24 protein-coding genes and 1 pseudogene are annotated in these 20,591 nt (G+C 75.8%); 11 read left to right on the forward strand and 14 right to left on the reverse strand.

Going from position 1 to position 20,591, the window contains the following annotated elements:
* Window positions 1-176: 176 nt before the first annotated feature.
* Window positions 177-2,066 carry an alpha/beta fold hydrolase gene (locus tag AC1UE5_RS17015; RefSeq protein ID WP_482925647.1) on the reverse strand — a complete coding sequence of 630 codons (1,890 nt, stop codon included), beginning with the start codon at window positions 2,064-2,066 and terminating at the stop codon, window positions 177-179.
* 144 nt (window positions 2,067-2,210) lie between these two features.
* On the opposite strand from AC1UE5_RS17015, the gene AC1UE5_RS17020 reads away from it, so the two are divergent.
* The 4 genes from AC1UE5_RS17020 to AC1UE5_RS17035 all read left to right on the forward strand — a co-directional run bounded on the left by AC1UE5_RS17020 (window position 2,211) and on the right by AC1UE5_RS17035 (window position 4,595).
* Window positions 2,211-2,534, forward strand: a complete 324-nt coding sequence (locus AC1UE5_RS17020) for a hypothetical protein (RefSeq protein ID WP_482925649.1) — start codon at window positions 2,211-2,213, stop codon at window positions 2,532-2,534.
* Window positions 2,535-2,599: 65 nt separating this feature from the next.
* A complete protein-coding gene (gene hemW, locus AC1UE5_RS17025; protein ID WP_482925651.1) occupies window positions 2,600-3,697 on the forward strand; it encodes a radical SAM family heme chaperone HemW in 1,098 nt (365 codons plus the stop codon).
* Window positions 3,694-4,404 (forward strand): class I SAM-dependent methyltransferase, encoded by a 711-nt coding sequence (locus tag AC1UE5_RS17030; RefSeq protein ID WP_482925653.1) that lies wholly within the window; start codon window positions 3,694-3,696, stop codon window positions 4,402-4,404. Before hemW ends, AC1UE5_RS17030 begins: the two co-directional genes overlap by 4 nt.
* Window positions 4,405-4,415: 11 nt before the next feature.
* A complete protein-coding gene (locus tag AC1UE5_RS17035; protein WP_482925655.1) occupies window positions 4,416-4,595 on the forward strand; it encodes a hypothetical protein in 180 nt (59 codons plus the stop codon).
* On the opposite strand, the gene AC1UE5_RS17040 is transcribed toward AC1UE5_RS17035, so the two are convergent.
* Window positions 4,592-5,815, reverse strand: a complete 1,224-nt coding sequence (locus AC1UE5_RS17040) for a M20/M25/M40 family metallo-hydrolase (RefSeq protein ID WP_482925657.1) — start codon at window positions 5,813-5,815, stop codon at window positions 4,592-4,594. The genes AC1UE5_RS17035 and AC1UE5_RS17040 overlap by 4 nt on opposite strands.
* An 18-nt stretch (window positions 5,816-5,833) precedes the next feature.
* Here AC1UE5_RS17040 and AC1UE5_RS17045 point away from each other — a divergent pair, with 18 nt between their 5' ends.
* Together AC1UE5_RS17045 and AC1UE5_RS17050 are read left to right on the forward strand one after the other, a co-directional pair.
* The gene (locus tag AC1UE5_RS17045) at window positions 5,834-5,998 is read left to right on the forward strand and encodes a hypothetical protein (protein ID WP_482925659.1); all 165 of its coding nucleotides are present in this window, start codon (window positions 5,834-5,836) and stop codon (window positions 5,996-5,998) included.
* Window positions 5,995-6,810 (forward strand): hypothetical protein, encoded by an 816-nt coding sequence (locus tag AC1UE5_RS17050; protein WP_482925661.1) that lies wholly within the window; start codon window positions 5,995-5,997, stop codon window positions 6,808-6,810. Before AC1UE5_RS17045 ends, AC1UE5_RS17050 begins: the two co-directional genes overlap by 4 nt.
* Here AC1UE5_RS17050 and AC1UE5_RS17055 read toward each other — a convergent pair.
* The 5 genes from AC1UE5_RS17055 to AC1UE5_RS17075 all read right to left on the reverse strand — a co-directional run bounded on the left by AC1UE5_RS17055 (window position 6,807) and on the right by AC1UE5_RS17075 (window position 10,850).
* The gene (locus AC1UE5_RS17055; protein WP_482925663.1) at window positions 6,807-7,736 is read right to left on the reverse strand and encodes a DsbA family protein; all 930 of its coding nucleotides are present in this window, start codon (window positions 7,734-7,736) and stop codon (window positions 6,807-6,809) included. The two genes, AC1UE5_RS17050 and AC1UE5_RS17055, sit on opposite strands and share 4 nt — an antisense overlap.
* 62 nt (window positions 7,737-7,798) lie before the next feature.
* Window positions 7,799-8,050: a hypothetical protein gene (locus AC1UE5_RS17060; RefSeq protein WP_482925665.1), complete on the reverse strand. Its 252-nt coding sequence runs from the start codon at window positions 8,048-8,050 to the stop codon at window positions 7,799-7,801.
* Between the two features lie 32 nt (window positions 8,051-8,082).
* Complete coding sequence (locus AC1UE5_RS17065) at window positions 8,083-9,030, reverse strand: TolB family protein (RefSeq protein WP_482925667.1); 948 nt, start codon at window positions 9,028-9,030, stop codon at window positions 8,083-8,085.
* Between the two features lie 38 nt (window positions 9,031-9,068).
* The gene (locus AC1UE5_RS17070) at window positions 9,069-10,568 is read right to left on the reverse strand and encodes a D-glucuronyl C5-epimerase family protein (protein WP_482925669.1); all 1,500 of its coding nucleotides are present in this window, start codon (window positions 10,566-10,568) and stop codon (window positions 9,069-9,071) included.
* 69 nt (window positions 10,569-10,637) lie between these two features.
* Window positions 10,638-10,850: a hypothetical protein gene (locus AC1UE5_RS17075; protein ID WP_482925671.1), complete on the reverse strand. Its 213-nt coding sequence runs from the start codon at window positions 10,848-10,850 to the stop codon at window positions 10,638-10,640.
* Between the two features lie 38 nt (window positions 10,851-10,888).
* On the opposite strand from AC1UE5_RS17075, the gene AC1UE5_RS17080 reads away from it, so the two are divergent.
* A complete protein-coding gene (locus tag AC1UE5_RS17080) occupies window positions 10,889-11,155 on the forward strand; it encodes a hypothetical protein (protein ID WP_482925673.1) in 267 nt (88 codons plus the stop codon).
* On the opposite strand, the gene AC1UE5_RS17085 is transcribed toward AC1UE5_RS17080, so the two are convergent.
* Complete coding sequence (locus tag AC1UE5_RS17085; protein ID WP_482925675.1) at window positions 11,107-12,468, reverse strand: cytochrome P450; 1,362 nt, start codon at window positions 12,466-12,468, stop codon at window positions 11,107-11,109. The two genes, AC1UE5_RS17080 and AC1UE5_RS17085, sit on opposite strands and share 49 nt — an antisense overlap.
* 161 nt (window positions 12,469-12,629) lie before the next feature.
* Here AC1UE5_RS17085 and AC1UE5_RS17090 point away from each other — a divergent pair, with 161 nt between their 5' ends.
* Entirely contained in the window at window positions 12,630-12,950 is a 321-nt protein-coding gene (locus tag AC1UE5_RS17090) for an STAS domain-containing protein (RefSeq protein WP_482925677.1), read from the forward strand.
* A 37-nt stretch (window positions 12,951-12,987) separates the two neighbouring features.
* Window positions 12,988-14,151, forward strand: a complete 1,164-nt coding sequence (locus tag AC1UE5_RS17095; protein ID WP_482925679.1) for a pyridoxal phosphate-dependent aminotransferase — start codon at window positions 12,988-12,990, stop codon at window positions 14,149-14,151.
* 365 nt (window positions 14,152-14,516) lie between these two features.
* On the opposite strand, the pseudogene AC1UE5_RS17100 reads toward AC1UE5_RS17095, so the two are convergent.
* Together AC1UE5_RS17100 and AC1UE5_RS17105 are read right to left on the reverse strand one after the other, a co-directional pair.
* Window positions 14,517-14,717, reverse strand: a pseudogene (locus tag AC1UE5_RS17100) (glycerophosphodiester phosphodiesterase family protein); the annotation flags it as partial.
* A gap of 315 nt (window positions 14,718-15,032) precedes the next feature.
* Window positions 15,033-15,383 carry an MmcQ/YjbR family DNA-binding protein gene (locus AC1UE5_RS17105; protein WP_482925680.1) on the reverse strand — a complete coding sequence of 117 codons (351 nt, stop codon included), beginning with the start codon at window positions 15,381-15,383 and terminating at the stop codon, window positions 15,033-15,035.
* A 31-nt stretch (window positions 15,384-15,414) separates the two neighbouring features.
* Here AC1UE5_RS17105 and AC1UE5_RS17110 point away from each other — a divergent pair, with 31 nt between their 5' ends.
* A complete protein-coding gene (locus tag AC1UE5_RS17110; protein ID WP_482925682.1) occupies window positions 15,415-16,176 on the forward strand; it encodes an SOS response-associated peptidase in 762 nt (253 codons plus the stop codon).
* Here AC1UE5_RS17110 and AC1UE5_RS17115 read toward each other — a convergent pair.
* The 3 genes from AC1UE5_RS17115 to AC1UE5_RS17125 are packed head-to-tail and all read right to left on the reverse strand — an operon-like array spanning window position 16,173 to window position 18,737.
* The gene (locus tag AC1UE5_RS17115; protein WP_482925684.1) at window positions 16,173-17,417 is read right to left on the reverse strand and encodes a hypothetical protein; all 1,245 of its coding nucleotides are present in this window, start codon (window positions 17,415-17,417) and stop codon (window positions 16,173-16,175) included. The two genes, AC1UE5_RS17110 and AC1UE5_RS17115, sit on opposite strands and share 4 nt — an antisense overlap.
* Window positions 17,418-17,424: 7 nt before the next feature.
* Window positions 17,425-17,751: a hypothetical protein gene (locus AC1UE5_RS17120; RefSeq protein WP_482925686.1), complete on the reverse strand. Its 327-nt coding sequence runs from the start codon at window positions 17,749-17,751 to the stop codon at window positions 17,425-17,427.
* Window positions 17,748-18,737, reverse strand: a complete 990-nt coding sequence (locus AC1UE5_RS17125) for a DUF1648 domain-containing protein (protein ID WP_482925688.1) — start codon at window positions 18,735-18,737, stop codon at window positions 17,748-17,750. Before AC1UE5_RS17125 ends, AC1UE5_RS17120 begins: the two co-directional genes overlap by 4 nt.
* Before the next feature lie 25 nt (window positions 18,738-18,762).
* Between AC1UE5_RS17125 and AC1UE5_RS17130 the strand changes: the two genes are divergently transcribed.
* Complete coding sequence (locus AC1UE5_RS17130) at window positions 18,763-19,530, forward strand: SDR family NAD(P)-dependent oxidoreductase (protein ID WP_482925690.1); 768 nt, start codon at window positions 18,763-18,765, stop codon at window positions 19,528-19,530.
* On the opposite strand, the gene AC1UE5_RS17135 is transcribed toward AC1UE5_RS17130, so the two are convergent.
* On the reverse strand, window positions 19,523-20,572 hold the full coding sequence (locus tag AC1UE5_RS17135) for an LLM class flavin-dependent oxidoreductase (protein ID WP_482925692.1): 1,050 nt from the start codon (window positions 20,570-20,572) through the stop codon (window positions 19,523-19,525). The genes AC1UE5_RS17130 and AC1UE5_RS17135 overlap by 8 nt on opposite strands.
* Between the last annotated feature and the right edge of the window lie 19 nt (window positions 20,573-20,591).

The raw sequence follows: 20,591 nt of genomic DNA on the forward strand, positions 1-20,591 counted from the left end.
CGAAAGGGGTCATCACGTTCAACGGTTCGCCGGAGCGGGCCCCGGGCGCTTCGGCCCCGGGCCCGTCGCTAGGACGTGGCCGTGGTGATGACGTGGAGGTGCTGCATCCGCCGTGCAGCGTAGCCGGGGCCGTGCGTCCGCCGCAAGGGCGGCCGCACGGCGCAGGTTCGAACCGGCTAGAGGACCGCCTTGACGCGGTACGTGAACGTGTGGCCGTCGAGCGTCACGCGGAAGCTCGTGGTCTCCTGCGGGATCACGGCCGTGCCCCGCGCGCGGGTGCCGCCGATCGTCAGCCGCATCGCGCCCAGCGCCCGGTCCTTCAGCGTGGCGCTCGCGCTCACCCGGACGCCCGGGACGACCTCGTAGTCGAGCAGTCGCAGGCGGGCGCGGTCGATCAGCAGCCGTCCGCCGCGCAGGCCGCCGATGCGGAGCTTGCGCGACGTGACCGACGCGTTCGTCGAGCCGCCCGAGATCAGCGCGATGAGCTGCCGCGAGAGGTCGCGCATCGTGATGTCGATCGCGACCGCGGTGCGCTCGACGGTCGGCGGCAGGTCGCCGGAGAGCGTCGGGACGTCGCTGAAGCGCGAGTACGCCGGTGGCGCGAGCGTCAGCAGCTGCTCGTTCTCGCAGGCCGGCTTCGGGCCGCCGGCCAGGAACGCGGCGAGCGCCTCGGCCGCGCAGCCGGTCATGTCGGAGCCGAGCACCGAGTGGCCCGTGTTCGGCACCGCCACGACCTGCGCGTTCGGGTACTGCGCGGCGGTGCGGCGCTGATCCTCCAGCGGCGTGCGCAGGTCATCGCGACCGGCGAGCACGAGCACCGGGACGTTCGGCCCCTGCCCCGGGTTCGGGACCCACGACGGGCGCGGCGTGGCCGGCCAGCCGGCGCACAGCGTCGCGGACGAGCCCTCGATCGCCTCGGGCCCGAACGGCGCCCACGCCTCGGGCGTCGCGGCGTACGCCTGCTCGAGCAGCGCCATGCGGGTCGCCGGGTCCGAGTCCGGCGCCCACGGCAGCCGGCCCTCGACGCACTCGGTGGCGAGGAACCGGATGTCGTTCACGTCGCTGGGCGCGCTGCTTCCGCTCGACGCGCCGAGCAGGAGCCGCAGCAGCGGCGCGGCGTCGCCGTCCACGCCCGCAGCGATCGCGGCCGGGAGCCCCGTGCGCAGCGCCGGGTCGGCGTCGGACGCGCGGACGAGGTCGTAGACGTCGGTCGCGGTGATCGTGCCGGAGCGCTTGCGGCCGGTCGGCAGAACCGCGCTGCCGCGCAGCGGGGTCTCGCGCACCCGCTCGACCAGGCGGCCGAGCAGCTCGGTCGGATCGCCGAAGATCTCCCGGCAGCCGGGCGGGAAGCACGTCTCGCGCAGCACGCGGGGGAGGGCGAGCGTCGGGAGCTTGGCGAGCGCGTCCGAGGCCTCGACCGGCGAGGGCGAGTCGAGCACGACGGCCTGCACGCGGTCGGGGTAGCGGCGCGCGTAGTCGCCCGCGACCTGGCCGCCGTACGAGACGCCGAGCGGGATGATCTTGTCGACGCCGAGCGCGGCGCGGACCGCCTCCAGGTCGCGCACGCTCGCGAACGTCGTGAAGTGCGCACGACGGGCGCCCAGCTCGTTGCCGCACGCGGTGATGCGCTGGCGCAGCTCGGCGGGATCGTCGACGTCGGCGGGGAAGCGGCCCTGCGGCAGCGCGGCGCAGCGCAGCGGGGCGGAGCCGCCGGTCCCGCGGGGGTCGGCGAAGACGACGTCGTAGCCCTCCAGCGCCGGGCCGAGCAGCTCGACGAACGACGCGGCGGACGGGATGGCCGCCTGGCCCGGGCCGCCCGGCACGAACACGATCGTGCCCTTCCGCGTGCCCTTGGCCGGGTACGTCGCGACGCGCAGGCTCAGCTGCTCGCCCGCCGGGTGGTCGTGGTCCAGCGGGACCGCGACGGTGCGGCACTGCGCACCCTCCAGCTCGTCCGCGGTGCACGGCGCGGCAGGTGTCGGCGCCTGCGCGTGTGCGACCCCCGCGGGCGCGCACGCGCCCACCACGATCAGCGCGGCGAGCGATCGCCGCAGATGCCCCCTCATAGGTAGCCCTTTCCTGGGTACTTACCGGTCGAGACCTACTGCGCGGAGGAGGTTCCCGGAGTTCGCACGTGCCAAACCGACTTCTTGCGCGATGCACCGGATTGCAGGCGCAAGCTCGTCGGGTAGCGGGCGTTTCGAGCCGACATGCCGCCCCACCACGACGTTCCGCTCCCTGTCGATCTGCACCGCTGCGCGGCCTGCGGACGCGACTTCATCGTCCCCGTCAGCGTCATCGACGTCCTCGAGGGCGACCGCTGCGTCATCGAGCTGCGCTGCGCGAACTGCCACGCGCGGACGCTGCGCGTCCACGACGACGCGGAGCTGATGGCGATGGACCGCCGCCTCGACGCGACGCAGGACGAGCTCCGCGAGGCGCTCGAGATCTTCGTCCTCGCCGAGGAGCTCGAGCGCATCGACCGCTTCGCCGCGGCGCTGCGGGACGATCACGTCCTGCCCGAGGACTTCTAGCCCGCCCGCTCCGCGCCGCCCCGAGGCGCGTCTCGTCGCGCCGCGCCCGCCGTAGCATTGGGCGCGTGGCGCCGCCGTTCGGGATCTACCTCCACGTGCCGTTCTGCGCGGCCATCTGCGACTACTGCGACTTCACGAAGTACATCGCCGGCGACCGCGGCGCGTGGGCGCCCGCCGCGGTGGCGGAGCTGGCGATCGCGCCGCGCGTGATGGGGGAGGCGGCGCGGCCGGTCGACACGGTCTTCTTCGGGGGCGGAACGCCGACGCTGCTCCCGCCGCGCGATCTCGCCGCGGTGCTGTGCGCGATTCGTGACAGGTTCGGGTTGACGCGTGACGCGGAGGTCACCGTCGAGGCGAACCCGGAGAACCTCGACGCCGCGACGCTCGACGGGCTGCTGGAGGCCGGCGTCACGCGGCTGTCGATCGGCATGCAGAGCGCGGCGCCGCACGTCCTGCGGTTCCTCGGCCGCACGCACGGCCCGGACGTGCCGGTCGGCGCCGCGCGGCGCGCGCGGGCGGCGGGGTTCGCGCACGTGTCGCTCGACCTCATCTACGGGGCGCCGGTCGAGACCGACGCCGACTGGCGGCTGTCGCTCGAGCGCGCCCTGGAGGGCGAGCCCGACCACGTCAGCGCGTACGGCCTGACCGTCGCGCCCGGCACGCGGCTGCACGCGGCGGTGCGGCACGGCAAGGTCCCGGCGCCGGTCGAGGACGCGCTGGCCGACCGCTACCTGCTCGCCGAGAAGCTGCTGAGCGCGGCGGGGCTGCACTGGTACGAGGTCTCCAACTGGGCGGCGTCGGAGGCCGACCGCTGCCGCCACAACATCGGCTACTGGCGGGGCGGCGAGTGGTGGGGCGCGGGCCCGGGCGCGCACAGCGCCGTCGGCGGCCGGCGCTGGTGGAACCTCCGCCACCCCGCGGCGTGGGCGCGCGCGGTCGCGGAGGGGCGCGTGCCTGAGGACGGCGGCGAGGAGCTCGGCGCCGAGCAGCGCGCGCTGGAGCGGCTGATGCTCCAGGTCCGCACCCGCGAGGGCGTCGCCGCGTCGCCCGCCGCGCAGGAGCTCGCCGCCGACGGCCTGCTCGATCTCGACGCCGGCCGCGCCGTGCTGACCCTCCGCGGCCGGCTCCTCGCGGACCTCGTGACGCGCCGGCTGGCCGCATGACCTCCCCGCTCGCCGTCTCGCTCGCCGAGCGGCTGCGCGCGATCCGCGCGGACGGCGCGGAGCCTTCGCCCGCGCTGCTGAACGCGCGGACCGAGCGCGTGCGCATGCCGGGCGACGCGCCGCCGATCTTCCTCGTCCGGCCCGACGACTGGCCGGCGCTGCGGGAGGCCGAGCAGGCGGCGGGCCGGCCGGTGCCGTACTGGGCGGTGCCGTGGCCCAGCGGGCAGGCGCTCGCGCGGCAGCTGATCCGCGAGCCGCCGCCGGCCGGCACGCGCGTGCTGGAGCTGGGCTGCGGCCTCGGGCTGCCGAGCGTCGCGGCGGCGCGGGCCGGCGCGGACGTGCTCGCGACGGACGGGTCGCCCGACGCGGCGGTCTACGCCGCGCACACGCTCGCGCTCAACGAGGTCGAGGGCGAGGTGCTGCCGGCCGACTGGCGGACGGCGGCGGACGACCTCGCGCGCCGCCCGTTCGACCTCGTGCTCGCCGCCGACGTCCTGTACCTGCGCGAGAACGTCGACAGCCTGCTGCGGGTGCTGCCGCGGTTCGTCGCGCCCGGCGGCGAGATCCTGCTCGCCGACCCCGGCCGCGCAGGCACCGCCGAGTTCCTTCCCGCCGCGAAGCGCATCTGGCACGTCACCAGCGAGCCGGCGCCCGACGACGACCGCGTCACGTTCCACCACCTCCGCCCGCGCGACTCGCCCCGCTAGGCTGCCCCGCCGTGCAGCGCACGACGCTCCTCTGGACGCTGGTCGCCTTCTTCGGCGCGAGCATCGCGTTCCGCGCCGTCATCCGCGCCACCGAGGACTCGCCGGTCATCGTCACGATCGCGCTCGAGCTCGTCGTCCTCGCGGCGCTCGTGGGGCTGATCGTCGTCCTCGTGCGCCGCGCAGACCGCTAATCCGCGAGGAGCACCCGCACGATCAGCCGGGCCAGCTCGGCGAGGTCGTCGACGCTCACCCGCTCGTCGACCGCGTGCGCCAGCTCCAGCCCGGGCGGGCCGATCATCACCGTCGGGATGCCGCGGGCGGTGAAGAGGCGCAGGTCGCTGCCGTACGGCACCCCGATCACGGGGGAGCGCTCCCCGCGCTCGGCCTCGGACGCCGCGGCGACGCGCTCGACCCACGGGTGCGCCGGGTCGGTCGCGCCGGGCGCGAACTGGCCGCCCGTCCACGTGATCGAAACCTCCGGGCAGCCGCCCCGCGCGGCCGCCTCGAACGCCGCGCGCGCCTGCTCGACCGTCTCGTCCACGCGCACGCCGACGCGGCCCTCGAACGTCAGCAGGTCCGGCACCTGCGACGACCAGCGCCCCGCGTTCACGCGCCCGACGAGCAGCGGGTACGGCAGCTCCAGCGCGTCGAGCAGCGGGTGGCTCGGCGCGGCGTTGACCTGCCGCTCGTGCTCGGCCAGCGCGGCGTGCACGGCGACGTAGCGGTCGATCGCGCTGATGCCCTCCAGCCGGACCGCGGCGTGCGCCGGCACGCCGGGGATCGTGCCGGTGAAGGTGAGCGCGCCGGCCTGCGCGGCGGCGATGCCGAACGCGGTCGGCTCGGGGATGAGCGCCGCGTCGAAGCGGTCGTCGCGCTCGAGCGCCGCGAACGTGCCGAGCCCGCCGTCCTCCTCGGACGCGACCGCCTGCACGACGATCTCGCACCGCGGCGCGACGCCCGCCTCGGCGCACGTCCGGGCCACCGCGCCCGCCGCGTGCAGCGCGGCGACCAGGCCGCCCTTCATGTCGACCGAGCCGCGGCCCCACACGTGGCCGTCGGCGATCGCGCCGTCGTACGGCTCGCGCCGCCACGGCTGCTCGCCCGGCCCGACGACGTCGAGGTGGCCGTTCAGCGCGATCCGCTCCGCCCCGGCCGCCGCGCCGCGCACGACGGCCTCGGCGCCGAAGAGCGCGGTGCGCGGCGCCTCCTCGCCGGGGTGGTCCGGATGCGCGCGCAGCGCGGAGAGGTCGTGCTCGAGCACCTCGGCGTCGAGCCCCTGCGCGGCGGCGAGCGCGGCGAACCGCTCCATCACGACCCGTTCGTCGCCGGTGAGCGACGGGACCTGGACGAGCGCGGCGACGTCGCGGGCGAGCGCGTCGGGATCGATGGCGGCGAGTGCGGCGTCGAGCATTCGGTGAAGAATGGCGACATGAGCGACGATGACGACGACTGGGTCGGCACCCCGCCCGAGGGACGCCACTCGCGTGACCGGGCGCGGCCCGACGTCTGGGCCCAGAACCGCCCGCTCGTGGTGGGCCTCTTCTGGACCGGCCTCTTGCTTCTCGCCGTGGTGGTCGTGATCCTGGCGCTGTGACGCTCCCCGACTCCTGGCCGCTGTCCGCGACCGCGACGCAGCTGCTCCGCGCGCCGAAGACCGACAAGCGGGAGCTGCTCAAGCTGGCCTTCAAGGAGCTCGTGCTGCGGCGCGTGTGGCGGCTGGAGCGGCAGGAGCGGCGGCTCGGCCGGGACAAGCTGCACCTGCACCCCGGCGACCGCCCCGCTCCGGATCTCCCGCCGCTGCGCCTCCTCGACGCCAAGCTCCGCTTCGAGATCAACCCGGGCGAGGAGCTGGCCAAGGCCGTGCGCAAGGTGGGCGGCGACATCGCGGACGTGGTGCGCGCCGACGCGCGCGAGGAGCTGGCGCGCCGCGGCCTCGTCGACCTGCATCGCCGCAAGGTCCTCGGGCTGATCCCGCACACGAAGGTGACGCTCACCGCGTCGGGCGAGTCGTGGCGCGCGGGCTCGTACGAGCGGGAGGAGCTGCTGGAGGACACGCTGCGCGGGGACCGGTCACCCGCGTCGCTCGTGCCCCAGGCGGCCGCGCTCGGCGGGCTCGTGCTGCTGCTCGACCCCGCGCCGCTCGCGGAGCTGGACGACGCGCTGGGCCGGCTGCGCGAGGACGAGGCGGCCTGGTACGGCGGCGCGTCGGCCGACGGCGGCGCGGGAGCAGGCGCCGGCGCGGAGGACCTCGACCTCTCCGCGCTCGACGGCCTCGACCTCGGCCTGCTCGACGCCATCGGCGACCTCGGCTCGACGTTCGACGGCGCCTTCGACTCCGCCGTCGACGCCGGGAGCGGCGGCGACGGCGGAGGGGGAGGGGGAGACGGCGGAGGCGGCGGCTCCTAGGCCGCGGCCGCGGCGCCGATCGTCTCGGGACGCCGGGCGAGCGCGGACGCGGCGTCGATCCAGAGCGTCGAGTCGCCGAGCGGCTCGGCGAGGATGTCGCCGCGGTCGAGGAGCTCCAGGAGCTGGTCCTCGGCGGCCGCGTCGTCGGGCGCGGCGAAGGAGTCCATCGCGAGCGTCACCGCGATCTCGCGGGTGGTCAGGCCCGCGGGGAAGGCGCGGACCAGCTCGGCGACGTCCGCCGGCGCGGGGCGGCGCTCCAGCGTCGTGTCGAGGTTCGCGATCACGACGTCGTAGGCCTCCAGCGGCTGGAAGCCGCCGGCCTCGAGCTTGCGGCCCTCGGGCGTCTCGAAGATCAGCGACGGCGCGGTGTAGCGGACCGGCCCGTCGGTCTGCGCGGCCTTGCCCTGGAACTCGGTCGGCGAGCCGCCGGCGGTGCGGGCCTCGGCGCGGTCGGCCTCGTACGCGGCGGTGACCGCGTCGCTGTCGAGCTGGGCCAGGATCGCGTCGGCGTCCACGCCCGGCACGCGCGCGAGCGCATCGCGCAGCGCCGCGTCGTCGTCGAGCGGCAGCGTGGTGGTGAACTGGGTGAACTGAAGCGCGCGGAAGACCGGCACCTCCAGCTCGGGCTGCGTCAGCCGCGTCGCGACGACGGTGCGGCAGGCCCGGGCGGTGGCGGCCATGCGCGGCTTGGGCTCGCGCGCGAACGGCTGGCCGAAGCGGCGGAACATGCGCTGGCCCTGGGCCATCTTGAGCGGCGTGTAGCCGCGGTCCTCGTACTGCGTGCGGTCCTCGGTGAGGCCGATCATGACGTGGCGCCAGGTGAGCTGGTCGCCGTACCGCCACTGCAGGGCGGTGAGGAACGGCATCGCGGAGTACGCGAACGGACAGCCGGGGTCGGTGATGTGGGTGACGGAGAGAGAGGCCATCGAGATAGATGATTGCACAAGCAACGAGCTGTCTCGCGCCTGCCTTCTCTAGGGATCTCCGCTTAGGAGACGATCCACTCGTTCAGGTCGAGCTGCTCCGGCGGCTGCTTGGCGTCGTCCTTCGGCCGGCCGGCGTGGCGCCAGTGGTCGGCGATCTCCCGCGCGGTGGCCTCGCGGTAGGAGATGTTGCGCTCGATCGGGTCGACGCGCAGGGTCCCGGCGGAGTGGTCGATCGACCGGACGCGCGCGTGGAACAGGCGGCCGCGCTTGTTCACGAGCACGAGGTCGCCGGGATCGATGTTGCGCGTCCGCATGGTGCGTGCGGGAAGGTTATGACGCCTCGGCGTCAGCGCCGGGTCGCCGACAGCTCGAGCCCGACGTCGCTCGCCAGCCGCCGCTCGGCGCCGGACGCGAGGTCGACCGCGGTGAGCGCCGTCCCGCGCAGCACGTACAGCGTCCCACCGTCGGTGGAGAACCCGGCGCTGTCGCCGAGGATCGACCCGTCCTGCGGCGTCAGCGTCCGCACGAGCGCGCCGCCGCCCTCGACGACGTCGATCCGCGTGAGGTCTCGCCCGCCCTCGTCGTGCAGGAGCGTCAGGCGCGTCGTCCCGAACGCCGGCCCGAGCCCGTTCGCGCCGGCGACGGCGATCGGCAGGTCGCGCGCGGCGCTGGTCGCGGGGGTGAACGCGGTGACCTTGCGCGCGTTCGCCGCGCCGTGGAGCACCGCCAGATCGTTGCCCAGCCAGGCGACGCCGAGCGCCTCGTCGCCGGCCAGTCGCGTCGTCGCGCCCCTGCCGTCGGTGCGCCGGGCGTACGCGCCGCCGGTCAGCCCGGCCCACGCGACCCACATGCCGTCGGCGGAGAACCGCGGGCGGACCGACTCGTCGTCGGTCACCGTGCGCGCCGCGCGCGTGCGCAGGTCGATCAGCCGCCAGCGATACCGGTCGCGCGCGAGCAGCTTCGTGCCGTCCGGCGACAGCTCGACGGTCTCCATGTGCCGCGGCGTGGCGGTCTTGCCCTTCTCCCGCGCCCGCACGGTGCGCCCGCGCGAGCCGGTGACGACCCGGATCGTCCCGTTCGACGCGCGCACGTACGCGAGCGTCTTGCCGTCCGCCGACAGCGAGGGGAACGCGCCGTCCTTGGCGACGACGCGCGCGCTGCCGCCGTCCGGCGCGAAGAGCACCTGGTCGCGGTGGGGGCGGTCGAACGCGACGTCGGCGGACGCGGCGGGCGCGGCGACGAGGGCGGCCGACGCGGCGGCGAGGGCGAGCAGAGACGTGCGGGTCAGCGGCATGGCTTCCGACATCCTCTCTCAGCGACCGGCGGAGCGCCTCACCGCTCGCCCTCGGCCCGCGCGGTGGCCTCGCGCTCCTCCCGCTTCTCGCGGCGCTCGCGCTCCCGCCGCGCCTTGCGCCGCGCCGCCGCCCGCCGCCGGGCCTCGAAGCGCCGCTGCTCGGCCGCCGTCCGCTGCTTGACCTTCACGCGCGTCCGCGCCGTGTCCCGGCGGCCGTTGACCGCCGTGCCGGTGAACGTGACGCGATAGCGGCCGCGGACGCGCGGCACGACGCGCACGGTCTGCGTCCGGCGCGATGCGGTCATCGTCTCGCGCAGCACGACGCCGCGCGGACCGGTGACGGTCAGCGTCCCGGTCGCGTTCTTGCTCGACCGCACGCGGACGCGCAGCGTGCGGCCCGCCTTGGCCACCGCCGCCGCGCGCACCGACACCCGCGGCGGCTCGACGGTGTACCGCGCGTACCGCCGCGCCGCCGGGCAGAAGCCCTTCGCGACCTCGCGCACGCACACGCGCCGCGCGAACGTCGCCGCGAGCTCGTGGTAGTGGAGCGTCGCCTCGCGCCCGCCCGCGGAGTACAGCGTCCACGCGCCGGTGTCCCATGCCGGGAGCGCGACGCGCATCCGCTTCGACGTGCGCCGCAGGACCCGCCGGGCGGCCTTCGACCCGCTCAGCCGCGCGTAGTCGCCGAGCCCGACGAGCGTCTGCAGCTCGCCGTTGAGCACCCGCATCGACGGCTGGAACGAGTACATCGCGAAGCGCACGACCTGCCCGCCGCGGCGGACCGACGTCGCGTCTGAGACGAGCGCGCGGTAGGCGCCGGTCGCCGCGGCGCGGTAGTCGGAGCGGTCGAGCGCCACGCCGGCCCGCACCAGCGCCTGCGCGCTCGTCGCCTGCGCCATCGACGACGACCAGGGCGCCTCGCCGCGGGCGAACGGGAAGACGTACTCGAGCCGCAGTTGGTCGCCGCTGCGCACGCCCAGCTCGGCCAGCGCGGCCGCGGCGCGGTCGAGCGCCACGGGGCGGCAGCGCGGCGGCTCGGCGTGCAGGCAGGCGCCGGCGAGCGCGTTCAGGCGGCCCGCCGTGGCGAGCGGATGCGGCTGCACGCCCGCGCCGGGCCGGTACTCGTAGACCAGCCCGTCGCCCGGGTACGTGATGCGCTGGGCCGGCGTGGGGAACGGGTCGAACCGGAACGTCCGCGTGGTCGCGCTCACCGCCTTCATCACCGGCGTGAGCCGCTCGGCCTGGAGCTCGCCGCGCGTTGCGAGCCGCTTGGCGATCGTCAGCACGCCGCGGATCTCGCGGGCACGCGCGTCGGGCAGCCGGCGCGCGGCGGCCTTGGCGACCTTCAGCTCCTCCTCCCACGCGCGCCGCTGCTCCCAGCCGATGGCGCCGGCCAGGTGCGCACGGCGGATCGCGGCGCCGACGGTCCGCGCCGGCCCCTCCGACGGCGCCGGCTTGGCAGGCGGGCTCGGCGGCGCGGGGGCGGCTGCGGCCGCGGAGAGCGACGCCATCGTCGCGAGGACCGCCGTTGCGTCCATGCCGAGCACGCGACCGCGCAGGGTAGGGCAGCGCGGCGCGTGCGCGTGCCGGCTCGTGGTGCGGCGCGGCTAGTTCGAGCGGCCGTCGGCGATCGCCACGCACGCCTCGCACAGCGGCCAGGGCGGGTTCCACGGGTAGCCCGTGACGTCCTGCCCGCAGAGCGCGGTGTCGGGGTCGACGTCCTCGACCAGGTGGCACAGCTCGTCGAACCCCTCGTCGCTGCGACCGGGGACGTTGAAGCAGTCCGGTGCGACGTTCGGCGGGAGCGTGCGCGTGCTCACTTCACGAACGGTACCGCCCGGCCGATCATGAGGGGGACATGCCCGCCGACCTGCTCATCGGGATCGCCGCCGTCGCCCTCGGGGCGCTGCTCGCGGCGTACAGCCGGCCGCTCGCCGACCACCTCCAGGAGGGCGACGAGCGCTACCGCGAGCGGTTCCCGTGGGTCCAGGGGTTCGAGCCGCAGCGCGGCCGCCTCGCCACGGCGGACGGCCGCTGGATGATGCTGCGCGGCGGCCTGCTGACCGCCGCGCTGGCCTACGCCGCGGTCGGGATCGCGCTCGCGGCGCGGGCGCTGCTCGGCTGACCGGGCCGCGTCGCCAGGATCACCCGCGCCCCGCCCTTGGGGCTGATCGTGATCGAGCGGCGCCGCGCGATCTCCATCCGCGCGCCGTCCGCCGCGGGCAGGATCGTCGCCTCGCGCAGGACCGCCTTCATCACCACGCGCATCTCGAGCTGCGCGAACGCCGCGCCGATGCACCGCCGCCGGCCGCCGCCGAACGGGATGAACGTGTAGGTCCCCGGCGTCGTGTCGAGGAAGCGCTCGGGCCGGAACGCGTACGGGTCGGGGTAGAGCGCGGGGTCGTGGTGGACGAGGTACGCGTTCGCCGACAGCACGACGCCCTCCGGGTACTCCCAGCCGCCGACGGTGTACGGCTCCTTCGTCAGGCGCGGCTCGGCGTTGGGCAGCACCGGCCGGCGGCGCATCGACTCGTTGATGGTGGCGTTGAGGTAGGTCTCGCCGTCGCCGGCGTCCAGCTCGCGGACGAGCTCCCGCACGACGCCGGGCTCCCGGGCGAGCCACGCGAACGTCCAGGCGAGCTGCGAGGCGGTCGTCTCGTGGCCGGCGACGAGCGCGGTGAGCAGCTCGTCGCGGATCTCCTCGAACGACATCGGCGAGCCGTCGTCGTGCTCGGCCTCGAGGAGCATCGCGAGGATGTCGTTGCGCTCGGTCCCGGCCGGCTCCCGGCGGCGCTCGGCGATCAGCTCGCGCAGCTCCTCCTCGATCGCCGCCCGCGTGCGCACGAAGCGGCGGCCAGGCGTGCCCGGCCCGGTGTCGCGCTGCAGCGGCGGGAAGAGCGCGATCGGCGAGGTGCCGAACGCGATCAGGTCGGTGAGCAGGCCGCGCAGCTTCTCCAGCCGCGGCCCCTCGTCGACCCCGAACACCGCGCGGAGGATGATCTCCAGCGTCACCTGCTGGAACGGCACGTGCATCGCCACCGGCGTGTCGCGCGGCCACGACGCGACCGCCCGGTCGGTCACCTCCTCGACCAGCCCGGTCAGCGCCTGCATCCGCTCCCCGTGGAACGCGGGGAGGAGGAGCTTGCGCTGGGCCAGGTGGGGTCGTTCGTCGAGGAGGATGACCGAGTTCGGGCCGACGATCGGCTCGAGGATGGCCGCCCCTTCGCCGGGGTGCAGCTTGTCCGGCGGCGCGGTGAAGACCTCCTTGATCTCCTCCGGGTCGCTCAGCTGGATGAACGGCGGCGTCCCCAGGACGCTCGTCGTGAAGCGCTTGCCGTACTTCGCGCGTGCCCGCTCGAAGTACGGGATCGGCCGCGTCCACCACGCGAACGTCTGGACGCTCTTCGGCCACTTCGGGCCGGGAGGCGTGGACGGCATGTGCGGATCGTCACGGGTTGGGCGAGTGACGAGTGTGACGGTGATCACGCCAAACACGCGTCGCGGCCGGTGAGGTGGGTAGCAACCTCGTGGGGGCGCCACGATTCCACGACTCGTTCGGAGGAAGCAGAACCTGATGCCACCGCAGGACCGCGCCGCTCATGACCACGACCTGGGTCGCTGAGCTGGTGGAGCGCCGCACCGACGGCGCCACGCTCGCACTCCACGGCGAGCTCGACATCGCGACCGCGCCGCGCCTCCGCGCGACGGTCGGGGACCTGATGGGCCAGGGCGTCCGCCACCTCGAGATCGACCTCGACGGCGTGACGTTCATCGACTCGACCGGGATGGGGGCGCTGCTCTGGGTGTCCAACCGGCTCGGGGCCGTCGGCGGCGAGCTGGCCGCCGTCCACGTGCACGGACCGCCCGCGAAGACGCTCCACCTCGCGGGCATCGACACGCAGATCGCCGTGTCCGCGTAGCGCCGCGCGACCCGTCCGTCCGTCACCATGGTCGGCCGTGCCGACCGACCCGCCGGACCTCGTCCGCCGCCTGCCCGAGCAGTACTTCACGCGGCTGCTCGCCGCGGTCACCGCTGCGCGCGCAGCGCCCGGCCCGCGCTTCCTCGACCTCGGGCGCGGCAACCCGGACATCGCGCCGCCGGCCCACGCGCTCGACGCGCTCCACGCGGCGGTCGACTCCACCGAGCCGCCCTGGGTGCACGGCTACCCGCCGTTCCAGGGGCTGCCGTCGCTGAAGGAGGCGATCGTGGAGCGCTACCGCGCCGACCACGACGTCGAGCTCGACCCCGAGCGCGAGGTCGCTGTCGTCCCCGGGACCAAGACCGGGATCATGCTCGTCGCGCTGGCGTGCGCGGGACCCGGGACGCAGGTCGTGCTGCCCGACCCGGGCTACCCCGACTACCCGAGCGGCGTCGCGCTGGCCGGCGCGGAGGCGGCGACCGTCCGGCTCGACCCGTCCGCCGACTTCCAGCCGGACCTGGCGTCGATCGCCGCACCGCGTCCGTCGCTGCTCGTCCTCAACTACCCGGCCAACCCGAGCGCCGTGGCGGCGCGGCCCGGGACGTTCGCGGCGGCGTGCGCGTGGGCGCGCGAGCGCGGCGCGTGGGTGCTCCACGACCTGGCCTACGACCGCCTGACGTTCGACGGCCACCAGGCGCGCAGCGTGCTGTCCGAGGAGGGCACGCGGGACGTCGCGGTGGAGCTGTGGTCGCCGTCGAAGGTCTACGGCATGGCGGGCTGGCGGATCGGCTTCCTCGTCGGCGCGGCGGAGGTCGTCGCGCGGGTCCGCGCGCTGGTGGACCACCTGACCGCCGGCGTCTTCACGCCGGTCCAGCGCGGGCTGGAGGCGGCGCTGCGTGGGCCGCAGGACGGTGTGGCGGAGCGCCGCGAGGTCTACCGCGCGCGGCGGGACGTGCTCGTCTCGACGCTGCGCGCCGCGGGCGGCGAGATCCGCGCGCCGGAGGGCACGTTCTACGCGTGGTGGCGGCTGCCGGAGGGCCTGTCGGCGGAGCGGCTGATCGCGGAGCAGCGCGTCGGCGTCGCGCCCGGCATCGGGTTCGGCGCGACGGGGGAGGGCTGGGCGCGGCTCTCGCTCGCGACGGCCGACGAGGACGTGGCGGAGGCGGCCGCGCGGCTGGCGGCGGCGGTGGGGCGAGCCTGAGCTCGCCCCCCATGCCACCGGTCACGGATCACCACTGAACTACGTGTCCCAGGACGGTGTGTCTTGCCTGGGCAATGGACACTCCAGGCCCCCGGAGCTGGCCGCCGGCCTTGCGGTCGGCGCGGGATCACGGGTGAGGCTCGAAGACCTCCAGGCCAGGTGGGCGATCGGCCGGATGTCCGAGCTTACCGCGCGGCGTCGCGGGCTTCGACCGCCGTGTCGGGGTTGTCACTGAACAGACCGTCGATGCCGGTCGCGAAGGCGCGCCGGTACTCCTCGAACGCGTTGCCGTACTGCGCGGGATCGGTACCGATCCGCAGGTCCGCGCCCTGGTCGGCGCTGCTCAGGAGCTGGACGAGCGGGATGCGGCGCTGCGCGAACTCGGCGTGGTCGGCGACGTTCGTCGTCCCGGAGATCTCGTTCTCGTGCCGTGCGACGAGCACGCCGTCCTTCGTCGCGACGAGGTCGGGCTCGATGTGGTCGGCGCCCATGCGCGCGCCGAGCGCGTACGACGCGAGCGTGTGCTCCGGGCGGTAGCCCGACGCGCCGCGGTGCGCGAAGACGAGCGGCTGCTGCCGCTGGTCCTGCCGTGCGTCCTTGCCCTGCTGCGTGGCCCGCTCATCCTGGCGTCACGGCGAGGAGGATCGTGGCGTCTGAGCGGCTCTCCCGGCGCCTGACGCGCCAGGACGACGCCTACCGGCCGTTCGGCCTACCCGGCGCTCGTCCTGCCGCGCCAGTCATCCGGGATGGCTCGCTCAGTGGTCCTTGTCTTCCGGGTTGAGGGCCGCGAAGACGAACGCGCCGATGGCCAGGATCGAGCAGCCGGCGACGGCGAAGATGAAGAACTCCATGCGCGAGAGTCTCGCACACGGGGCGGGCGTTCAGCCCACCGGGTGCTCGGCGTCGTAGGCGGCGACGGCGCGCTTGGTCGCGGTCATCCGCCACGCCTCGACGAGGAGCTCGCTCAGCTCCTGCTCGTCGACCTCGGCGAGCGTGACCCCGACCCAGCCGTGGACGCCGACGTACTTGGGCACGAAGAACGTGTCGGGCGCGGCCTGCGTCAGCGCCTCCTGCTCCTCCTTCGTGGCCTTGATCGACGCGGTCGTCCCGTCGGCGGCCATCGCGGCGAACATCTTGTTGCGCACGCGGAACGTGGGATGGCCCCACGTCTCGATCTCCTCCGCGCCGGGCAGCGTCTGGACGATCGCGCGGACGTCGGTGGGGGAGGGCATCGGGAGCGAACCGTACCCTCTGGGGCGGACCATGTGCGGGCGCTACACGAGCACCAACTCGTCGCAGCAGTCGATGGCCGACCGGTTCGGCCCGTTCGACATGCGCAGCGTGCCGCTGGAGACGATCGGGCGCGCGAACGTGTGCCCGACCGAGCCCGTGCTGAGCGTCGTGCGCGGCGCCGACGGAGCCCGCGAGGCCCGCGCGCTGCGGTGGGGTCTGGCGCCGGGCTGGGCGACGCTGAAGGGGATGAAGCCGCTCATCAACGCGCGCGACGACAAGCTGCGCTCCAGCGGCGCGTGGACGAAGCTCGCGTCCGACGCCGGGCACCGCTGCCTCGTCGTCGCGGACGGCTGGATCGAGTGGCAGAAGCCGGAGAACCCGAAGGCCGCGCGCCAGCCGTTCTGGCACCGGCTGCCGGGCGGCGAGACGTTCGCGTTCGCGGGGCTGTGGACGGTCGCACGGCCCAAGGACGCGACGGAGAAGATCGCGTCGTGCACGATCGTCACCGTCGCGTCCAACCGCGAGGCGGCGATCCTCCACGACCGGATGCCCGCGGTGCTCGCGGGGCCGGAGGCGGAGGCCGCCTGGCTGTCGCCCGACGTCGACCTCGACGGCGCGCTGGAGCTGGTCAAGCCGCTGCCTGACAACTCGCTCGACGTCCTGCCGATCTCCGCGCGCATCAACGCGGCGGGCGTCGAGGGGCTCGACCTCCTGCAGGCCGACCCGCCGGCCGCCGCCGCCGACGCCGGCTCGGCGGACGCCGAGCCGGACGGCCAGATCTCGCTCCTCTAGCTCCCGCCGCGCGGCAGGCGGGCGAGCGCGACCTCGCCGTCGCGCTGCGGCACCTGCCACAGCGCGGCAGGCCGGCCGTCGAGCTCCAGCGGCAGGAGGGTGCGGATCCCTTGGCCGCGCGTCACGGTGCTCACCGGGCCGGCGCCGCGTCGCGGGGTGAACGCGACGCTGCGGAACACGGTGTGCCGGCGGAAGTGCACCCGCACCCCTCCGTCGCCCTCCGGCGCGGCGACGACCGTCGCGGCGACCGGGCCGGCGTCGGGGAGCGCGTGCGCGGCGACGGTCCGGCCGGCGGCGTCGAGGAAGAGCGCCCGGAGCGTCGCGGCGGTCCGGTCGCCGCTCCCGGGCGCCTCCTCCTTGAAGGCGACGGCGACGCCCCCGCCGGCCGGGACCGCGGCGGGCTGGCCGGGCAACGCGGTCCGGCTCAGCACCCGCGCGGCGGCGGGCGTCGCCGCGTCGCGGGCCCAGGGGACGGCGACCACCGTGCGCGGCGCGCCCATCATCGGGTTGCGGCTCGCGCTGGTGCGCAGGACGATCACCACGCCGTCACCGCTGGCGACGACGCGCTGGTGGTCGGTCGCGCGGACGCCCGCCGGCAGCGCGAGCGCCTGCGCCTCGCCGAACGGCGTGGCCGCCGACGGCGCACGCACGGCCGCCCGCCCGCCCAGCAGGACCACGGCGCCGCCACCGGGCAGCGCGGCCGGCAGCGCGGCGAGGCTGCTCCCGCGCGGGCCGATCGGCTCCGGCGCGCCGAAGCGCGCGGCCCCGGGCGCGCGCCGCGCGGCCCAGCCGCCGTCCGCTCCCGACCACGCGACGACCGCGCTCCCGTCCGGCGCGACGTCGAGCGCGGCGAGCGCCGGCGGCTGCCCGTCGGGCGTCGCCACCAGCTCCGCGCCCGCGCGGCTCCAGATGCCGACGCCGCGCCGTCCGTCCGGGCTCCTCGGCGGGACGAACACCACGGTCGGGGCGCCGCGGGCGTCGTGGTCGAGCGCGCCGGCCGGCTGGTGGCGGTCGCGCGCGATGACGGTGCGCTCGTCGCCGACGCGCAGCTCGAGCGTGTGCTCGGTCGCCAGCCGCCGCGTCACGAGGAGCGCCGGCGGGCCGTGGCCCAGCGCCGCGGCATCCAGCGGGACGCCGTCGGGGACGGCCAGCGTGGTGGTCGGCCACGCGTGGGCGGCCGGGGCGGTGAGCGCGAGCGCACCGGGCGCGAGCGCGGCGAGCAGCGCGAGGCGGAGGAGCACGCCCCTCCTAACGAGGCGGCTCGCCCGAGGTTGCGCGCCGCTCGCCGTCGACGACGTGCGCGATCGCGACCTCGCGGAACTGCACCTCGAACCTGCACCCGTGCTCGGTCGACAGCGCGCACGCGGCGTCGATCAGCGCGGCCGCGTGCGGCGCGTCCGGGTCGTCGGTGCGCACGTAGCCGCCGGTGGTGCGCTCGGCCGGCGTGGCGGCGCCCGGGTCGTCGAACCAGCCGGCGTCGACCCCGAGCTCCCGCACCCGCCCGAGGATCGCGTCGGCCAGCGCGTCGTCGACCGGGTCGCGGGCGAAGACGACCAGGTAGCTCGTGTCGCTCATCGCCCGCTCCGCACGAGGCGCGAGTCGCGGTCGCGCAGGTCGCCGAGCAGCGCGGCCGCCGTGCGCGCGTCGGGCACGGTGACGATCAGCTCCCGCCCGTCGGCGAGCACGACGCGCAGCCCTTCGCCGCGGCGCAGCACGATCGCGGTCGCGCCCCGCCGCCGCGGCACCTTGCGGTAGCCCCAGCCGCCGTAGCGCCACGGATCGACGTCGATGCGCTCGGCGCTCACGATCTGCGACAGCGGCACCGACCGGCGCGGCCACCCGAACGGCCCGAGCGCGATCGTCAGGCCCCGCTCGCTCACGGTCGCCTCCAGCTCCGACAGCGTCGCGATCGCGGCCATCGCGACCAGCGCCGCGGACGCCAGCACCCAGCCGCCGGGCCCGCCGGTGACGAACGCGCCCGCGCCGAGCGCGACGCCCACGACGACGGCGCCGATCGTGTTCACGCGGCTGCGCAGGTGCGCGGACCACACCGCGCGCTCGTTCGCGCCCAGCCCGACGCTCGGGACGTCGCGGTGGAAGCGGTCGGCGCGGTCGGCCTGCTCGATCTCGTCGACCGCGCGGCCGCGCTCCAGCAGCGCGGCGGCCAGCGCGCCAAGCCCGCCGGCAAGGACGGGGACGAGGGCGAGCGGCAGCGTCAGCTCACGCGCCTCCCACCACCGCGCCGCGCCGTCGTTCGCGGCGACCACGACCGTGCCGAGCGCGGCGGCGAACCACATCAGGCCCCAGGCGTACGGCGCGACCGTCAGCCGCAGCCCCTCGCGGGCGCGCAGCTGCGCGGCGAGCGCGATCCACCCGAGCGACCACAGCGCGATGACGCCGAAGACGAACCCGGCGACCGACGTGCTGCCGTCCGGCGTCCCGTCGAGGCCCCAGTGCGTCGCGATGCGGCTCGGGAGCGAGCCGCTGATGAGGGCCGCGGGCAGGAGGAACGCCGACACCGCGGCGAGCGGACCGAGCCCGAGAAGCACCAAGCGCCTCATGCCCTCGAGGGTAGGGTGGCGCGCCGTGCAGACCTTCGCCGACCTCAGCGGCCAGACCGCGCTCGTCACCGGCGCCGGCAGTCCCGGCGGGATCGGGTTCGCGACCGCCCACGCGCTGCAGCGACAGGGCGCGCGCGTCGTCGTCACCGCCACGACCGACCGCATCCACGCCCGCGCGGGCGAGCTCGGGCCCGACGCGCGCGGCGCGATCGCCGACCTCACCGACGCCGCGCAGGCGGAACGCCTCGTCGCCGAGGCCGGCCCGTTCGACATCCTGGTCAACAACGCGGGGATGAGCCAGACCGGCACCCCGGACGAGGCCACGGCGTTCGTCGACTACGACCCCGCCACGTGGCAGCGCGCGATCGACCGCAACCTCACCACCGCCGTGAACGCCACGCGCGCCGCGCTCCCGCACATGCTCGCCCGCGGGCACGGCCGGGTGATCACGGTCAGCTCCGTCACCGGGCCGATCGTGTCGATGCCCGGCGACGCCGCCTACAGCGCGGCGAAGGCGGGCCTCGACGGCCTCACGCGCGCGCTCGCGCTGGAGGCGGGCCCGCGCGGCGTCACGGTCAACTCGGTCGCGCCGGGCTGGATCGACACGCCCAGCGCGACCGACCGCGAGCGCGAGGCGGGCCGGCACACCCCGGTCGGCCGCCCCGGCCGGGCCGACGAGGTCGCCGCGGCCGTGGTCTTCCTGGCCGCGCCCGAGAGCACGTACGTCACCGGGCACGTGCTCGTCGTGGACGGCGGCAACACGATCCAGGAGGAGAAGCGCGGCGTCAGCTGACCACGTCGGCGCGCGGCTCCACGGTGCCGCCGCGGAGCCCGAACGCCTCCGCGATCAGCTCGTAGGAGCGCCGGCGGGCCTGGTGATCATGCGTGATCGTCACGACGATCACCTCGCCCGCGCCGTACTCGCGCGCGACCTGCTCGATCTGCTCACGGACCACGTCGGGCGTCCCGACGATCTCGCGCCGCGCACGGCCGGTCCGCGTGCCCTCGGCGCCGCTCCGCTCGGCCAGGAAGCGCATCGCCTTGTCCGGCGGCGGGACCTCGATCAGCCGGCCCTGGCGCAGCAGCGTGAACGTCATCCGCGCGGAGGACGCCAGCCGCTCGGCCTCCTCCTCCGTCTCGGCGGCGAGCGCCCAGACGGCCACCGCGGTCTGCGGTGAGAAGAGCCGCTCGGAGTCGATGAAGCGCCCCTGGTAGTCGCGGGCGATCCCGGCCCCGCCGGGGTTGATGAAGTCGGCGAACGCGTAGGGGAGGCCGAGCTCGGCCGCCCACAGCGCCGACTGCGGTGACGAGCCGAGCAGCCACGGCTCCGGCTTCTCCGGCCGGCCCGGGAGGTCGCGCGCGTACCGCGACAGCGGGTTGTCGGGCGGGATGCGCCCGTCGAGGTGGCCGAGCAGCTCGGTCAGCTGCTCGAGGAAGTCGTCGGGGGCGTGGTGGCGGCGGTCGCGCTGGAGGGCGATCGTCGTCATCGGGTCGGTCCCGCTCGCCCGGCCCAGGCCGAGGTCGATCCGCTCCGGGAACAGGCCGGCCAGCACGCTGAACTGCTCGGCGACCTTGAGCGGCGAGTAGTGCGGGAGCATCACGCCGCCGCTGCCGACCCGGATGCGCTCCGTCGCCGCGGCGATCGGCCCGATCAGCACCTCCGGCGCGGGGCCGGCGAGCGACGGGCCGCCGTGGTGCTCGGCGACCCAGTAGCGGCGGTAGCCCAGCGCGTCGGCCAGGCGCGCGAGGTCGATCGTGTTCCGCAGCGCCTGCGCGCCCGTGGAGCCCTCCGGCACCGGGGACTGGTCGAGCACGCTGAGCGCTAGGTTCGACATGAGTCGAACCTAGCGCAGC

The sequence above is a fragment of the Parviterribacter multiflagellatus genome, from assembly GCF_056863265.1.

What these genes read in the sequence shown, in the direction of transcription:
- AC1UE5_RS17015 (WP_482925647.1), bottom strand. Translation starts at nt 2,066, where the DNA reads ATGAGGGGGCATCTGCGGCGATCGCTCGCCGCGCTGATCGTGGTGGGC.
- AC1UE5_RS17020 (WP_482925649.1), top strand. Translation starts at nt 2,211, where the DNA reads ATGCCGCCCCACCACGACGTTCCGCTCCCTGTCGATCTGCACCGCTGC.
- AC1UE5_RS17030 (WP_482925653.1), top strand. Translation starts at nt 3,694, where the DNA reads ATGACCTCCCCGCTCGCCGTCTCGCTCGCCGAGCGGCTGCGCGCGATC.
- AC1UE5_RS17040 (WP_482925657.1), bottom strand. Translation starts at nt 5,815, where the DNA reads ATGCTCGACGCCGCACTCGCCGCCATCGATCCCGACGCGCTCGCCCGC.
- AC1UE5_RS17045 (WP_482925659.1), top strand. Translation starts at nt 5,834, where the DNA reads ATGAGCGACGATGACGACGACTGGGTCGGCACCCCGCCCGAGGGACGC.
- AC1UE5_RS17055 (WP_482925663.1), bottom strand. Translation starts at nt 7,736, where the DNA reads ATGGCCTCTCTCTCCGTCACCCACATCACCGACCCCGGCTGTCCGTTC.
- AC1UE5_RS17060 (WP_482925665.1), bottom strand. Translation starts at nt 8,050, where the DNA reads ATGCGGACGCGCAACATCGATCCCGGCGACCTCGTGCTCGTGAACAAG.
- AC1UE5_RS17065 (WP_482925667.1), bottom strand. Translation starts at nt 9,030, where the DNA reads ATGCCGCTGACCCGCACGTCTCTGCTCGCCCTCGCCGCCGCGTCGGCC.
- AC1UE5_RS17070 (WP_482925669.1), bottom strand. Translation starts at nt 10,568, where the DNA reads ATGGACGCAACGGCGGTCCTCGCGACGATGGCGTCGCTCTCCGCGGCC.
- AC1UE5_RS17080 (WP_482925673.1), top strand. Translation starts at nt 10,889, where the DNA reads ATGCCCGCCGACCTGCTCATCGGGATCGCCGCCGTCGCCCTCGGGGCG.
- AC1UE5_RS17085 (WP_482925675.1), bottom strand. Translation starts at nt 12,468, where the DNA reads ATGCCGTCCACGCCTCCCGGCCCGAAGTGGCCGAAGAGCGTCCAGACG.
- AC1UE5_RS17090 (WP_482925677.1), top strand. Translation starts at nt 12,630, where the DNA reads ATGACCACGACCTGGGTCGCTGAGCTGGTGGAGCGCCGCACCGACGGC.
- AC1UE5_RS17105 (WP_482925680.1), bottom strand. Translation starts at nt 15,383, where the DNA reads ATGCCCTCCCCCACCGACGTCCGCGCGATCGTCCAGACGCTGCCCGGC.
- AC1UE5_RS17110 (WP_482925682.1), top strand. Translation starts at nt 15,415, where the DNA reads ATGTGCGGGCGCTACACGAGCACCAACTCGTCGCAGCAGTCGATGGCC.
- AC1UE5_RS17120 (WP_482925686.1), bottom strand. Translation starts at nt 17,751, where the DNA reads ATGAGCGACACGAGCTACCTGGTCGTCTTCGCCCGCGACCCGGTCGAC.
- AC1UE5_RS17125 (WP_482925688.1), bottom strand. Translation starts at nt 18,737, where the DNA reads ATGAGGCGCTTGGTGCTTCTCGGGCTCGGTCCGCTCGCCGCGGTGTCG.
- AC1UE5_RS17135 (WP_482925692.1), bottom strand. Translation starts at nt 20,572, where the DNA reads ATGTCGAACCTAGCGCTCAGCGTGCTCGACCAGTCCCCGGTGCCGGAG.